The sequence below is a fragment of the Mesorhizobium sp. WSM4810 genome (assembly GCF_055811235.1).
Window position 1 is genome coordinate 1 of the sequence record NZ_JBVVQV010000025.1, and the last position, 14,050, is coordinate 14,050.

General features: G+C 60.1%; 10 protein-coding genes and 1 pseudogene. 7 read left to right on the top strand and 4 right to left on the bottom strand.

Annotation, left to right across the window (positions count from 1 at the left end; genetic code table 11):
• Positions 1–424: 424 nt before the first annotated feature.
• From AC0L3O_RS27385 to AC0L3O_RS27395, 3 genes and pseudogenes are all read left to right on the top strand, one after another.
• A complete protein-coding gene (locus tag AC0L3O_RS27385) occupies positions 425–1,642 on the top strand; it encodes a cytochrome P450 (protein ID WP_473617144.1) in 1,218 nt (405 codons plus the stop codon).
• Positions 1,633–1,809, top strand: a pseudogene (locus AC0L3O_RS27390) (ferredoxin); the annotation flags it as partial. The gene AC0L3O_RS27385 and the pseudogene AC0L3O_RS27390, both read left to right, overlap by 10 nt.
• A gap of 174 nt (positions 1,810–1,983) precedes the next feature.
• Positions 1,984–2,553, top strand: a complete 570-nt coding sequence (locus tag AC0L3O_RS27395; protein WP_473617225.1) for a nuclear transport factor 2 family protein — start codon at positions 1,984–1,986, stop codon at positions 2,551–2,553.
• A 182-nt stretch (positions 2,554–2,735) separates the two neighbouring features.
• Here AC0L3O_RS27395 and AC0L3O_RS27400 read toward each other — a convergent pair whose 3' ends face one another.
• Complete coding sequence (locus AC0L3O_RS27400; RefSeq protein ID WP_473617145.1) at positions 2,736–2,909, bottom strand: hypothetical protein; 174 nt, start codon at positions 2,907–2,909, stop codon at positions 2,736–2,738.
• A gap of 369 nt (positions 2,910–3,278) precedes the next feature.
• Between AC0L3O_RS27400 and AC0L3O_RS27405 the strand changes: the two genes are divergently transcribed.
• Positions 3,279–3,920, top strand: a complete 642-nt coding sequence (locus AC0L3O_RS27405) for a nitrogen fixation protein NifQ (protein WP_473617146.1) — start codon at positions 3,279–3,281, stop codon at positions 3,918–3,920.
• Here the strand turns inward: AC0L3O_RS27405 and rpoN are convergent.
• Both rpoN and AC0L3O_RS27415 read right to left on the bottom strand, forming a co-directional pair.
• On the bottom strand, positions 3,899–5,308 hold the full coding sequence (gene rpoN / locus AC0L3O_RS27410; protein WP_473617147.1) for an RNA polymerase factor sigma-54: 1,410 nt from the start codon (positions 5,306–5,308) through the stop codon (positions 3,899–3,901). The two genes, AC0L3O_RS27405 and rpoN, sit on opposite strands and share 22 nt — an antisense overlap.
• A gap of 177 nt (positions 5,309–5,485) precedes the next feature.
• On the bottom strand, positions 5,486–6,019 hold the full coding sequence (locus AC0L3O_RS27415; RefSeq protein ID WP_473617149.1) for a redoxin family protein: 534 nt from the start codon (positions 6,017–6,019) through the stop codon (positions 5,486–5,488).
• 916 nt (positions 6,020–6,935) lie between these two features.
• Between AC0L3O_RS27415 and AC0L3O_RS27420 the strand changes: the two genes are divergently transcribed.
• Both AC0L3O_RS27420 and AC0L3O_RS27425 read left to right on the top strand, forming a co-directional pair.
• The gene (locus AC0L3O_RS27420; protein ID WP_473535564.1) at positions 6,936–8,315 is read left to right on the top strand and encodes an AAA family ATPase; all 1,380 of its coding nucleotides are present in this window, start codon (positions 6,936–6,938) and stop codon (positions 8,313–8,315) included.
• A 699-nt stretch (positions 8,316–9,014) separates the two neighbouring features.
• A complete protein-coding gene (locus AC0L3O_RS27425; protein ID WP_473617150.1) occupies positions 9,015–10,181 on the top strand; it encodes a DUF418 domain-containing protein in 1,167 nt (388 codons plus the stop codon).
• A 1,047-nt stretch (positions 10,182–11,228) separates the two neighbouring features.
• Here the strand turns inward: AC0L3O_RS27425 and AC0L3O_RS27430 are convergent.
• Positions 11,229–12,455: an MFS transporter gene (locus tag AC0L3O_RS27430; protein ID WP_473547887.1), complete on the bottom strand. Its 1,227-nt coding sequence runs from the start codon at positions 12,453–12,455 to the stop codon at positions 11,229–11,231.
• Between the two features lie 633 nt (positions 12,456–13,088).
• Here AC0L3O_RS27430 and nifH point away from each other — a divergent pair.
• The gene (nifH, locus tag AC0L3O_RS27435; protein WP_404926324.1) at positions 13,089–13,982 is read left to right on the top strand and encodes a nitrogenase iron protein; all 894 of its coding nucleotides are present in this window, start codon (positions 13,089–13,091) and stop codon (positions 13,980–13,982) included.
• The last annotated feature ends 68 nt before the right edge of the window (positions 13,983–14,050 follow it).

A 14,050-nucleotide genomic window follows, 5' to 3' on the forward strand; every position in this document is an offset into this window, starting at 1 on the left:
GGGGCGCTCCTTAGGTAGCTGCTCAACAGCGTCGAGGGTGCCACACGCTCGCCGCCGCCCATAGCATCTACAGCGCTTGTGGAGGGCGCGCTCGCGAGCGGCTTCGCTACCGCCGAGCTACACCCTCTCTTGCAGGTGACCTCGTTCGATACTCAGCCTCTTTCACTCGGCTCCTCGTTAGCTTTCTTCCGCAAACCTTGTCGTGTCTGGAACGGTCATGAATGTCGAAATCCCTACCAAGGGTAGCCTCAGAAGGGCCGCTACAACGGAGATATGAGCAGCGCCAATGGTGCGCTTACTCGGCACGCAACTTGCTCGATTTTGTCATCGGAGACGTGTCGGCGGTGCGTCGCGGAGCCCAGCGGTGACGAACAGCCTTGCGATCTCAGCCGAGCGCGTAAACGCCTGAACGCAGGAGAACCAAATGGCGACCAACCCGGTTCCAGATCATGTCCCGCCGGAAATGGTGGGCGACTTCAGCCTCTTTTCGTCGCCAGGCATGGCTCCGGCGCCCAACGGCGACCCGCACGCAGCAGTCGCTTGCGTGCATGCCGGACCGCGAATCTTTTATTCGCCCTGGAACACGCGTACGGGGCAGGGTGCTTGGGTCATCACTCGCGCCGCAGATCAGCGCCGGGTGCTGCAGGAGACCGAAAACTTTTCCAGTCATCGCAACGTCTTCGCATCCGCGCTGGGCGAAGACTGGCCGACGATCCCGCTCGAACTCGATCCCCCTTCCCATGCAGTCTTTCGCTCATTGCTCAATCCGCTCTTTTCGCCGAAGCGTGTAACGGAACTGGAGCCCGCCATCCGCGAGCGAGCGATAACGCTTATCACGAGGATCGCCTCTTCGGGCACAAGCTGCGACGCGATGAAAGATTTCGCCTACCCTTTCGGAGTCAGCATCTTCCTTCGCTTTATCGGACTGCCGGAGCACCGCCTTGAGACGTTTGTTGCCTGGGCGAGAGATCTGCTCCACGGCGATGATGTGAGACGGCCGGCGGCGGCTCGGACGATTGTAGCGTTCATAGACGAGCTGGCGGCGATGCGCCGCAAAAAGCCCGTCGACGATTTCATGAGCTTCATTGTGCAGGCGCAGGTCGAGGGCCGCGGGCTGACAGACCAGGAGGTCCGTGGCATTGGCGTGCTCGTTTTGGTGGCCGGGCTCGACACGGTCGCTACAGCCATAGGCTTTGACTTGGCCTACCTCGCGCGAAACCTGGAAGATCAGGAATTGCTCCGAAAAGAACCGGACCGGATCGTGCGCGCAGCCGAAGAACTGCTGCGCGCCTTTCCGACCGTCCATTTGATCCGCGTGGCACGGAAAGATATCGACTTCGAAGGCGCGCCGATCCGCAAGGGGGACTTTGTTTCCTGCGCCACCATGATTGCAAATCGTGACCCGGTGGAATTCGAATCTCCCAACACGGTCGACCTGACCCGAGAAGGCATCCGCCACGCCTCCTTTGGCTATGGTCCCCACCGTTGCCTTGGCTCACATCTCGCCCGGCGGGAAATTGTCATTGGCCTGGAGGAGTGGCTGGCGCGCCTGCCGCCCTTTCGGATCAAGGAGGGAACAGCACCCATCACCCATGGCGGCCAACTGTTCGGGATTGAAAATCTGATCCTGGAGTGGGGCTAAACCTAGCCCGGCCTGAAGCCGGGGCACAGACGTTGGAGGTCGCCTTGCGCATCATCGTTCACCAAGCCAGATGTCAGGGTCATGCGCAATGCGCGGCGCGAGCGCCGGCAGTCTTCAAGCTGGATGAGGCGGGTTACATCCTCCCCGGTGACATCGAGGTTGCGGACGGGGAGCAAGTGCTTGCGTCGGATGGGGTGCGATCCTGCCCCGAACTTGCGCTGGAAATCGACGATCCACCCGCTGCGCGAATCGTTTCGGAGGCCACCCTCAAACCGAAGACAGAGGTCCCGGAACACGTCAGAACCGCCGAATTTGCGACAGACCAGACGGGCCAAGCAAAAATTGTCGAACTGCTCGACCGCGAGGCGATCCGCGACTGCCTCTATCGGTATTGCCGCGGGACAGACCGCGCCGATGAGGCGGCGCTACGCAGTGCGTACTGGCCCGACGCACATGACAGCCACGGGGCGTTTCGCGGCTCGGCGGAGGGCTTCATTCGGTTTGCGCTCGATGTCTTCAAGGCCGGACCGCGCAACATCCATCAGATCACGAACATCCTGATCGAATTCATCAACGCGGCAGAGGCCACGGTCGAGAGCTATTTCACCGCGCTGCAACGCGGACCCGACAAAGACGGAGAAGTACGCCAGAAGCTTCTATGTGGGCGCTACTGCGATCTGTTTCAAAAGAGGGAAGGGGAGTGGCGGATTGCCGAACGCACCGTCGTGTATGACTGGCTCGAAGAGCAGATCCCATCGTCGGTGCTGGAGGCAGAACGCTTCGGCACGCGACAGCCGATCGGAACACCGTATCCGGACGATCCGGTCTATGCGCTCGGGAAGCCTCGCACTGCTTCTCACGACAATGCCTTCACAGCTTCGGAACCGCATCAGTGGGACGACGGACTATGAATACTTTGCAACGCCACAGCGACACCCTGCAAAGTAAAGATGCGGCCGGCAGGGACCCCGCGACGGCGTGACTGTGACAGCGCTCTGCTCTGCCACCACGATCGCACCAGGGACGCCGGTGTGCATCGATTTGCTGAAGCTTGGCAGAGCCGCTCATCGATCCTGAACCGGGTCAGATCGTGTTACAGAGCCAGTTGGAAGAATTCGACCAGGGACAATGCTGCCAGACCGAATTGTGGTTCGATCAGACCATTCCCGCCATCAACAACGCGCTGGGTCATGCGCGGGTTGAGTTCGCAACGGGTTGTACTTCTTGCGGCTTCTTGGCCGTTCAGATGGCATAAACGAACGTCCATCGGCCGCTCATGACCGGACGCTATAGATGCCTCTGATGACTAGCGCTTTCGGCACCCTGGACGGCTCCTGACGGGCTGCCCGAATATCTCACCTGCCGAGGCTTTGCTTGCACGGGGTAATGCCGCTGCTGAAGGGGGCTGCTCGAGCGCGGTCCCTTCACCGAGTCTAACCCAGGGTGAAGTCCTCGCGCTTGCGACGGTAGCGCGGTGACTTCGAAGGCGAGCTCAAGGCGTGGTCATGGCGGTCGACCCGCGGCCCGCTGTATTGGGCTGTATGGGGTCGAGCCTGCGCCGGCGCGTGCCCTAGTCAGACACATGTGCTCGCGGCGAGGCCGCTGCATCACGAGAGCAAACCAGGAGAACGGGACCATGTCCGCCCATAAAGACGCATGTGTCGGCGCCGGCCAATGCCCCACCATCGAGCCGGAGAGGGGGTTCGACGAGCATGTCCTTACCTGCGTTCTCTCGTGTGCGCTCAAGGAGGTCGAGGCTGGCGAAGCGACAGCGACGGAGTCAACAGGGCTTTCCGTTGCCGATCTGCGCGAGGTCCTGCCCCGGGGTTTGTCCCCAACCGCTATGGCGGCCTTAGCATTGGAAGACGTCAGCGATCCTGAGCCGGGCATGGAGGAAGAACTTCTGCGCGGCCTGCTGCTGGCGCATGCCCGGCCGAGCGACCCGGCGAGCGCGCGCTTCGCTAAGATCGTCGCCCGGCGTGCCATGCACGATGACCATCTTTGGCAGGATCTTGGTCTTCTCAATCGGGCCGAGCTCAACCGCCTGCTTGCCACGCATTTTCCGATGCTTGCAGCCGGCAATACCCAAAACATGAAATGGAAGAAGTACTTTTACCGCAAACTCTGTGAGGCCGAAGGGTTTTCGCTATGCACTGCGCCCAATTGCCGGGAATGTAGTGATTTCGACGGTTGCTTCGGCCCGGAGGAGGGCGAATGTGAAGAACGCGTCACATTTGATTTAGGGGCCGCTTTTGGTCACGAGGCCTTGAGGCCTTGATCGCCGTCCCGCCACAAGCGCTTTTCCCGGCGCCGCTGTATGGAGGAGGGGATGTTCATCGCCTCGCGATATTTGGTGACCGTGCGGCGAGCGAGATCTATGCCGCATTCCTTGAGTCGGTCGGCGATGTCATCGTCAGAAAGCATGTTGTCAAGCGATTCTTCGGCGACCATCGCTTTGATCCGATGGCGGACAGCTTCAGCGGAGTGCGCATCACCGCCTTCACAGGAGGCGATCGCGACAGTGAAGAAATACTTGAGTTCGAACACCCCGCGTGGGGTAACCATGTACTTGTTCGAGGTCACCCGGCTTACAGTCGACTCATGCATGTTGATCGCGTCAGCGACCGTCCTGAGATTGAGGGGCCGTAGGTGGGCGACGCCATATTCCAGAAAGGCATCCTGCTGGCGCACGATTTCGGTGGCAACCTTAAGGATCGTCTTGGCGCGCTGATCGAGGCTGCGGATCAACCAGTTCGCGTTTTGCAAGCATTCATTGAGAAATGTCATGTCTTTCGATTTTTTGGCGGCTCGGCAGGAAACCTCCGCTACATAGCTTTGGTTGATCAGCACCTTGGGCAGCGTGTTTGGATCAAGTTCGATCTGCCATCCACCTCCGGGCGAGCGCAGGACCCATACGTCCGGTATGACGCACTCCGGCGTTCCAGACTGGAATGTGTTTCCAGGCTTGGGGTCAAGCGCGCGGATTTCCTGCAACATGTCGAGAAGATCTTCTTCATCGACGCCGCAGCGCTGCTTCAATGTCTGAAAATCGCGTCGCGCAAGCAGATCAAGGTTGGCAACCAAAACCGCCATCGCCGGGTCGAAGCGGTTTTTCTCGCGTAACTGTATCTCGAGACATTCGCTGAGCGATCGTGCGAAGATTCCCGGAGGATCGAGGCGCTGCAAGAGGCCTAGCACCCGTTCCACTTGAGCCGGCTCGACCTTCAGGGTCTCAGCCAGATCCGAAGGACTCACCCGAAGATAGCCAGTGTCATCCAGATGACCGGCGAGTTGATGAGCTATCACCCGCTCGTGCGGTGTGAAGGCGGTGAGGGAGATCTGACGAGCGACATGGTCGTGCAACGTTTCGGCTAGGGCGACAAACTCCTCGTAGGCAGGACGTTCGCCCGGCGTGGCGTTTGTTGCGTTCGACTGGGATTTCCCTTGCCTGGGCAGGTCCGGCGACCCTGCCCAGGTCGGTCCTTCAACCTCGCCAGACAGCCCTTCTTCGTTTGGCGCATGCTCCAGAAGCGGATTTTTCTCGAGCTCCTGGTCCACGAACTGATGCAGTTCGGCATGCGTCAGTTGCAGCAGGCGAATCGACTCGATAAGTTGAGGCGATGCCGCAAGAGACTGTTTCTGAAGTAGGCTGAAGGACGATTTCATGGTCAGTTCGGTATCCTGTCAAAGAAGCTCTTGGCCGTGGCTAATTGGATCTCTCACAGGTCGACGCTTCTAAGCCGCGTCACGTTTGAACGACCTCACGGGACGCGCGCTCCAGAGCTTTGCGCTTTGCGCACAGTGTCGTCCAAAACGCAGTTGCGCATGGTCGATGTGCACAGGTCACGCAGCGTTCTTCAATGATTGAAGGACGTTCTGCGGGGATGAGACGCCATAGGGGTCGGTCTCGCAGTTGTGGGAGAAACCTTCCTCCTCAAACCACTGCTCCACCACGCCATTATTGAGCAGAGCCGCGTAGCGCCACGAGCGCATACCGAAGCCCAGATTGTCCTTGGCAACCAGCATGCCCATTTTGCGCGTGAACTCGCCAGACCCGTCCGGGATCAGCTCGACCTTCTGCAGCCCCAAGGACTTTCCCCATGCATTCATGACAAAGGCATCGTTGACCGAGAGGCAGTAGATCGCGTCAACTCCTTCTTTCTTGAAATCCTCGTAGAGATCTTCGAAATTGGGCAGTTGGTAGGTCGAGCAGGTCGGGGTGAAAGCGCCAGGCAGGGAGAACAGGATGACGCGCTTGCCGGCAAAGTAGTCGTCGGATGTTTTTTCTTCCCAGCGGTATGGATTTGGCCCCTGGATTGAATCATCGCGAACACGCGTGAGAAATGTGACGAATGGGACCTTCTTTTGACCGGTCATCAACTTGCTCCTTTTGAAGAAACTGGCGCACTGAATTTTACTGAGGCTGGCGCATACCGCGCTGGGGTGCTGCCGGGCGCGAGACAATGCCCACGCGGCTCCCGATCCTTTCCCGTTCGGGTGTATGGGAAAGGGCCCGGCTCCAGATGTTCGGATCTCCAAACCGGGCGATGCCAAGTGCTCAGCGAGGACAACCACCGCCGCCTTTGTCGATCGTTTAGAGCTTCGCGTGCCAGCCATGGTTCGGTATCCGCTTTCATCGTGTTCAAAGGGCTCTGAGCACGAGCAGCAAGAGGCATGCCATTTGCAATGAAGCTGCTTCTGCACCAACGTTTCCCTTTCGGACGACGTCTTTCGCCAGGCCGGATGCGCGCCATAGCCGTCGCGTGTTGTAGCGCGGATATTTACGCTTTCGCCGCGGCAAACGACGGACCACACAGCGCAAGCCATGCCAGGGCGCAGCCGCGGGCCCCACCGCAGCGAGGTGGCACAGTGTGCGCCCTAGCGGTGTTCGCAGAGGCAGGACTGACGCGAACGCACGCCTGTGGCAGCAATTCATGCGGCCGCTCTACGGCGATCGCCATGATCCCCAATCGATGAGGATCGAATTCGGCTCGGCCCCGATCATGGTATGCTTGGCGTTCCAACTGGCTTCGCCGGGCGCGTCGATCGAAACCTCTGTGTCGGAAACGGAACTAGAATTGTCGCAAGGCCGACCGAACGGTCGGCAAGAAGCGCCGCTGTTTAGCGCGAAGCGGCAGAACGCAACGGAGCGCCGACGGGCACGCAAATTGCTTTAATGATCTTGTCGGTGGGACGTCCGCGAATTCGAGGAGAGCCTCGGCTGCCCCTAACGACCCTTGATGCAGAAGCGCATTTTTCTTCCGCTCAACTCGACTCGCAAAAAGGATCTGCTATGACCGATATCGATCGCTTTGCCTGGCTGGCACTCAATCGGCATTTCAAAACCGATGATTTGACAGGTCTCGCTAGCTCGCGCCGAAAGTTTGCTGCCCATTTGCTGCCGGACGTTCAAACTGTCATTGAAGAGCAGATTGCGCCCTTATCTCCCAAACTCGTCGGCGTCCACCAGCGGCACGAGTTCGATGCCATGAAGCTATCGGACATGGTCATTCGCGAGGGTGGAACCGTCGTTGCGCTGACACCCTTGCAATATCAGGACACCGATATCGGCGAAGACGTGCCCTACGCGTCACTGCACAATGGCCTGTGGTTATTCCTTATCGGCGAAGAGCCTGTCGCGGTCCTCATGTCGCAGTTTTTTGACCGCTGGGGCGGCCGAACAGTTCAAGTGGAAATCGCTTATCTGCCTGGCGAGCAGGCCTGTGCCTTCTCGCGTGGATTTCTTTGCAAAATCCAGGCGGCAGGCGAAAGCTCGCGATACTACCGCAACAAGGTTCTCTCTTTTGAATACGATGCACGCAACTCCGGGATGCCGGGAGCGATGCGGGTTCATCGCCTTCCTGCCGTACCCCGGAACGACGTAGTGCTTTCGGAAGCAACTATGGCGCGTCTTGATGCCAACATCTTCGACCTTGATCGACACCGAGAGGGGTTGAAGCGCCTCGGCCAACACGCGCAAAAGGGTATTCTGCTTTATGGTCCCCCTGGTACAGGCAAGACACACGTCATCCGTTATGTTTCTGCCAACCTGCCCGGACGCACTACCGTTCTGGTTACGGCTGAGCAGACAGCGGCGATTGGGTTCTACATCGCGTTGGCCCGCACCCTTCAGCCGAGCATCGTCGTGCTCGAGGACGTCGACTTGGTGGGTCGGTCGCGAGAAAACGTATATAGCCCGAAAGCCGAACGTCTGCTCAACCGTCTGTTGAACGAAATGGATGGTCTTGAACCAAATGCAGATATCCTCTTCCTCCTGACGACGAACCGGCCGGAGGACATTGAGGACGCGCTCGCCTCGCGCCCAGGCCGCGTCGACGAAGCAATTGAGATCCCGCTTCCCGACGCCGGCTGCCGCGAGCGGCTGATCGCGCTTTATGGTCGTGCGCTCGTCTTCGAAAACGGAGCGGTGGCGGACGCCGTCGCGCGCTCGGAGAACAGCAGCGCGGCCTATATCAAGGAAATGGTCCGCCGTTTGGCTCAACGGAGCCTGGCACGGGATAGCAATGATGTCGTCTCGCGCGAGGATGTGGAGATGGTCTTCGGCGACACCCGAACATTGTCGAGCCGTCTCAATAGGCGCCTTGTCGGCCTCGGCGAGAAAACCTTAAAAAGACAAGGAGCCGAAGAAGATGAGAGTGGCTGCTGTGGCTAATGTTCTGCGGCCAGAGTTCGCCTTGCGCTGATTTCCAATGCTGAGCTCTTGCACGGCGCCGAAGGCGCCGCATACGTGCGGCCTCTTTCGGGCCGTCATGCCCCCGCCAGGCCACCTTAGCGATCGTCCCTTATCGAGCACGTCGCTTCCATCTCGGCGCGAGTCCATTCCGACTCAGGTGGACCCCCGCCCGTGAGCCGACGGCCTCAATTCCGGCCGGGTGGGCTTGCCACCGGTCGCACCGAGGCGCAAGCGCTTCGTCCGCCGCTCTGCAGGTCCAGGAGGCGCTGAAACCCGATCGTTTGGGCCTTCATTTCTGTTTGGGCGGATCTTGAAGGTGATCTGGCACGGTGGCTATGCGCATGCCGGTTCACCACCGGGCTGAAGCTGGCCGCGATCATTGGGGCCCGCGCGGCATGCTGGTCGGATAATCCGCTGTCGCTGCGCCTCTCGCAGCCGGTTCAGTGATCTCCCGGGCCGGCCATCCGTCCAAAACGTCGGCTGCGCGACACCTTGTGTGTCGGATTTGTCAGGTCCGCGCCACAGGCTCGGCGACCCAAGTCTGTGTTTGCCGCAGGCTGTAGCTCGATCCGCCAGATTGGCACGAGCTTTGCTCCCTCGGGGCGAGACCACGGCAGCAGCCGACGGGCCCTCCTATCGCGGGTCCCGCGATGGATACAACTAACGAAGGAATCCACCATGGCACTGCCGCACCGCATCTTCGAGAGCGGGTCACGAGATGGGTGGGCTGCAGCTCGGTTGGTCGGCATCGACCTTGCTCGCGGCTTGGCTGTCTTCGGCATGTATGCCGTCCATGTGGGTCCCGGCAGGGGCGAAGGACTGGTCGGGCGTATGATGGACTTCCCCTTTGGGCGCTCGTCCGTCCTGTTTGCCGTATTAACGGGTTTTTCGCTCATCCTGATTACCGGCCGCAACCCGCCGAAATCGGCGCTAGCCGGTAGACATGCCATTGCCAAGGTTGCAATTCGCGCCCTTATTCTGCTCGCGCTTGGCGAAATCCTGACCTATGTCAAGGCGCCGGTCTCCGTCATTCTGGCATACTACGGAGTCTGCTTCCTGTTGGTCCTGCCGCTATATCGGCTAAGCGCACAGCGGCTCGGGTTGATCGCGGCGGTGGCAGCATTGGTTCTCCCGCAGGTGCGTTTCCTCCTTCTCAAAACGTTTGGCTCCGGGAGCTCGGACCCCGAGTTGTTCACCCTCCTGGTCAGCGGCAGCTATCCCGCCTTGACCTGGGTTCCTTTGCTGATCGCAGGCATGGCCATTGCGCGCTTTGACCTTCGCACGCGCGCAATGCATTTGCGCCTTGGTGTAGCCGGCGTCGCGCTGGCCGTGTTGGGCTTTGGGGGATCCTCGCTCGCGCTGCACTTAATGCCTGGTGTAAGCGCCGAGTTGGCCGATTTGCGGGAACTTGACCTCACTCCCCTCTTCTGGTGGTGGCTGGACTTGGACGATCTCACAGCGAGTTGGCTATGGGTTGCCTCGCCTCATAGCGAGACGACGTTTTGGATTTTTGGCAGCGCCGGTTGCGCAATGATCATCGTGGCGGCTTGCTCGCTTGCTATGGATGCGCTCCCGTTCGTGCGAAAGCTGGTCTCGCCGATAATCGCGGTCGGCTCGATGCCTTTGACGGCCTATCTTCTGCATATTCAGGGAATATATGTGCTCGGAGAACCTCACTCGCTGTCCGCGCTCTTTGGCTTGATCGTGGTTGTAAGCGCTTTCGCGGTGCTTTGGCTGCGCTTTTTCCAGCGAGGACCGATGGAAGCGCTGATGGGTTGGATCGCAGATCGAGCGACGCGACGTCCGCTGAGCATCACGTCGGCCCGACTTTCGGATCGACAGTGACGCTCGCCAAAGGAAGGCGACTGACCGATGGGCCGACATAGCTGACAACTAAAATATCGCGCCCGCTCGGTACCATGGTGGTGGCTACCGCCGCCTTGGAAGCATTGGCCCGCGCGCCGCTTTGAGCATACGAAGTCCGAGTATCCTGGCGCATTGTGCGCGGTGTGTTTGATGCATCGCGAAAGTCCCTACTTTCGGATTGAGCGAAGCCCTGTCGATCTCCACGATAGGAGGCTGGCAACCTAGCGAATACGCCCGTTCCGCCGCTGAAGACGAACTCGCATTGAGATCAGGTGGCGCCATGCGCGCAAGTGCGTGGCAAAGCCCTCGCTGTCGGTTGACCGTGCCGTGTCGTTGGCTTGGTAGAGCCTGCGGATGGGCCACCGATGTGCCGTATGGCATTCGCTTGCCTTCTTTTCGAGGAAGTCTTTCGATATGAAACTGGTTAGTCGCTCTCGAAGAGAGATAGTCGCACGGGCTGAGAGCGAGTTGACGCTCCGCAAGTTGGATCCGGCGGGGCAACGCGCATTCTGCGCGCGCTTTTCTGTCACGGCCTGCTCGAATTTCTGGGCCTTCGGCATTCGCGCAGCTCATCGCGGGTTCGACTTGAGTTTCGGATCGTGCAGGCGTGCTGTCGGGAACCGCCTCTCAGCGACTGTTGCGCGCGATAAGGGTGGCGGGCGCAACGGTCGAACTACGGGCCGGCCCGGCGTTTTTCATGGCGGGGTTTTAAATCGAGACCAGAACGAGGCGACGCCTCAAGAACGGCACCTGCCAGCCATCCAAGCGCGACCCGCGCTCGCCCGGGCTGCGTAACCAACTCCGCCCGGGCGATCGCTGATGCACTTCCTGTAGCCGCGAACGGTGAAGCCGTCGAGGCGAGGCGCCCGGCACTGGTCGGGCCCCAAGCGGAGGCAGTAGCAGCGAACTCCACGCGGCCTATCCGATAGGCGAGACGAAGCCCTGAACCGACAAGATAGTCGTGGGCAGGATCGCGCCGCACGGCTGGTGCGATTGCATTGAGGGCTGAGCTGAAGGTCTCTCCCGTCAGGAGGTGTAGGTTGCGGCTTTCGGGCCGAATAGGAACGCTGTGAGAGCGGCGAGGAACGTGGCTACTGCGCTGTAGGCAAACACACTGGCGACGCCGGCATTGTTCACTAGCAATCCGCCGAAAATCGCACCGGCTGCGATGGCAATTTGGAACGTTGACGTCATCAGCACACCGGCGCTTTCGGCCTGCTCGGGAACAGCGCGCAGCACCATCCAAGTCTGTACCCCCACCGGCACCGCACCGAAGCCAAAGCTCCATACAGCAACCGCAATTGCCGAGGCGGACGCCGATGCTCCAGGCATCAGCAACGAGACAGCGGCTATCGCCATGAGCAGGGGCGGCAGCGCCGCGACTGCCTTGAGGCTGTGTTTCGCCAGGAATGCGCCGGCTAAATTGCCGAAGAAGCCGCATACGCCAGAAACGAGCAACAGCAGCGAGATCGTCTCGATATGGAGCGCCGGAATCTTCTCGAGGTAAGCCCGGACATAGGTGAAGCTGGCGAAATGCCCAGAAGCGACCAGCAATACGACCAAAAACGCGACCTTGATGGTTGGCTTCTTGATTACATTCAGCAGACCGCGGAATCCAGCCATTTCAACCGGCGGCAACGTCGGAATGGTTACGAGTTGCACCAGCAGTGTAACGGCATTGACGGCTGCGGCGATCGCGAAGGTGGCTCGCCATCCCCAGATGTCGCCGACATAGGCGCCGATCGGAGGCGTGCAAACGATGGCGACCGAAACGCCGGTGAAGATTATTGACATGGCGCGCGGCAGGAGGTGATTTGGAACGAGCCGCATCGCCAGCGATGCCGAAATCGACCAGAAGCCTCCAAGCGCAATGCCGAGCACGACGCGTGCCGCCAGGAAAACCGGCAGCGACCACGCGAGCTCAGCCAGAAGGTTGGACAGGATCTGAAGCAGCATCATCGCCCACAGGACGATCCTGCGGTCCAGGCGCTTTGTTATGAAGGCGACCGTCGGCGCAGAGATCGCCGCGGCAATCGCCGTCGCTGTCATCGTCTGTCCAGCCGCACCCTCTGTGACATGCAGACCATGCGCGAGCGGCGTCAGCACGCTGGCAGGCAAAAGCTCTGCCGCCACCAGCCCGAAGGTGCCCAGGGCAAGCGATATGACCGCGCCCCATGCGGGACGAGACCGCTGATCCGGCTTTTCTGGGCCGTGCAGAAAAGTCTCCATGAAGCCTGTCGCGGATTCGGTCATGAATAAGCTCGCCAGCTTGGGTGCACCTGCAACATGGGTTCGCTGCAGCGACCCGCATTCATGGAGCACGCCGTTGCCGGCGGCGTCGCACGAAGGGAATGTTCATCGCTGCCCGACATGTTGTGACAGCGCCGCGTGCAATATCAGTGCCGGTTCTCCGAGCCGGACGAGGATGTGATCGTCGGCAGTCGTCGCATCTGGCATGTTCCATGCCGACTTCGCGGGGGCCAGTCTCGAACCAGCCATGCGCAACCAGCTACCGAGCACGCACGTCTGATGTCCCGCGGCGGGAGGCGCGCAAGCCGGTCGCTTTGCCGCCGCCTGTATGCAGCCAAAGGTCGGCTCTAGCTCGAAGGCCCAGCTTCCTCCCTAGCGGTCTCGAAGCTGACGCCTTTTGTCGGGCTTTGTCGGGTCCGCTACAGGACTTGTCCCGACAATCACTTGTTTGGCAGCAAACACTTGTGGGAGCTCAGGCTGACTCGCGGGATATAAACGAAAAAATCCCTGTTGGTTATAAGCCAGTCTACTTGGCACGAGTCTTGAGACCCATTCGGTGTGAGGCGGCAAAAGCTGCCCATTGGCATTCATATTGCGGCCAGCCGCGACGGATGGAACGAAGGAAGGAAATCTATAATGTCAGGTCTGCGTCAGATCGCCTTTTACGGAAAGGGCGGCATCGGCAAGTCCACCACCTCCCAAAACACGCTCGCCGCCCTGGTCGACCTCGGGCAAAGAATCCTCATCGTAGGCTGCGATCCCAAAGCCGACTCCACCCGCCTGATCCTGAACTCGAAGGCTCAGGATACTGTCCTGCATCTGGCGGCACAGGAAGGTTCGGTGGAAGATCTCGAGCTGCAGGACGTGCTCAAGATTGGCTACAGAGGCATCAAATGCGTGGAATCCGGCGGCCCGGAGCCGGGTGTTGGCTGCGCCGGCCGAGGCGTCATCACATCAATCAACTTCCTCGAAGAGAACGGCGCCTATGACGATGTCGACTATGTCTCCTACGACGTGCTCGGCGACGTGGTTTGCGGCGGTTTCGCGATGCCAATTCGCGAGGGGAAGGCGCAGGAAATCTACATCGTTATGTCCGGGGAGATGATGGCGCTCTATGCCGCCAACAACATTGCCAAGGGCATCCTGAAATATGCCCATTCGGGGGGCGTGCGGCTCGGAGGCCTGATCTGCAACGAACGTCAAACCGACCGTGAGCTCGACCTCGCTGAAGCCCTGGCTTCCAGGCTCAATTCCAAGCTCATCCACTTCGTGCCGCGCGACAACATCGTCCAGCACGCCGAGCTCAGGAAGATGTCAGTTATCCAGTATGCGCCGGATTCCAAGCAGGCCGGAGAGTACCGCGCGCTGGCCGAGAAGATCCATGCCAATTCTGGCCAGGGCACCATCCCGACGCCGATCACCATGGAGGAGCTCGAGGACATGCTACTCGACTTCGGCATCATGAAAACCGACGAGCAGATGCTTGCCGAGCTTCAGGCCAAGGAAGCGGCCAAGACGGCCGCCCAGTAACGACCGATATTGGTCGCCTCTCGAGTTGGGGCGCCTTGCAAAGAACGGGCGCCTCATCGGTGGGGCGT

What these genes read in the sequence shown, in the direction of transcription:
- AC0L3O_RS27385 (WP_473617144.1), top strand. Translation starts at nt 425, where the DNA reads ATGGCGACCAACCCGGTTCCAGATCATGTCCCGCCGGAAATGGTGGGC.
- AC0L3O_RS27400 (WP_473617145.1), bottom strand. Translation starts at nt 2,909, where the DNA reads ATGGACGTTCGTTTATGCCATCTGAACGGCCAAGAAGCCGCAAGAAGT.
- AC0L3O_RS27405 (WP_473617146.1), top strand. Translation starts at nt 3,279, where the DNA reads ATGTCCGCCCATAAAGACGCATGTGTCGGCGCCGGCCAATGCCCCACC.
- rpoN (WP_473617147.1), bottom strand. Translation starts at nt 5,308, where the DNA reads ATGAAATCGTCCTTCAGCCTACTTCAGAAACAGTCTCTTGCGGCATCG.
- AC0L3O_RS27415 (WP_473617149.1), bottom strand. Translation starts at nt 6,019, where the DNA reads ATGACCGGTCAAAAGAAGGTCCCATTCGTCACATTTCTCACGCGTGTT.
- AC0L3O_RS27420 (WP_473535564.1), top strand. Translation starts at nt 6,936, where the DNA reads ATGACCGATATCGATCGCTTTGCCTGGCTGGCACTCAATCGGCATTTC.
- AC0L3O_RS27425 (WP_473617150.1), top strand. Translation starts at nt 9,015, where the DNA reads ATGGCACTGCCGCACCGCATCTTCGAGAGCGGGTCACGAGATGGGTGG.
- AC0L3O_RS27430 (WP_473547887.1), bottom strand. Translation starts at nt 12,455, where the DNA reads ATGACCGAATCCGCGACAGGCTTCATGGAGACTTTTCTGCACGGCCCA.
- nifH (WP_404926324.1), top strand. Translation starts at nt 13,089, where the DNA reads ATGTCAGGTCTGCGTCAGATCGCCTTTTACGGAAAGGGCGGCATCGGC.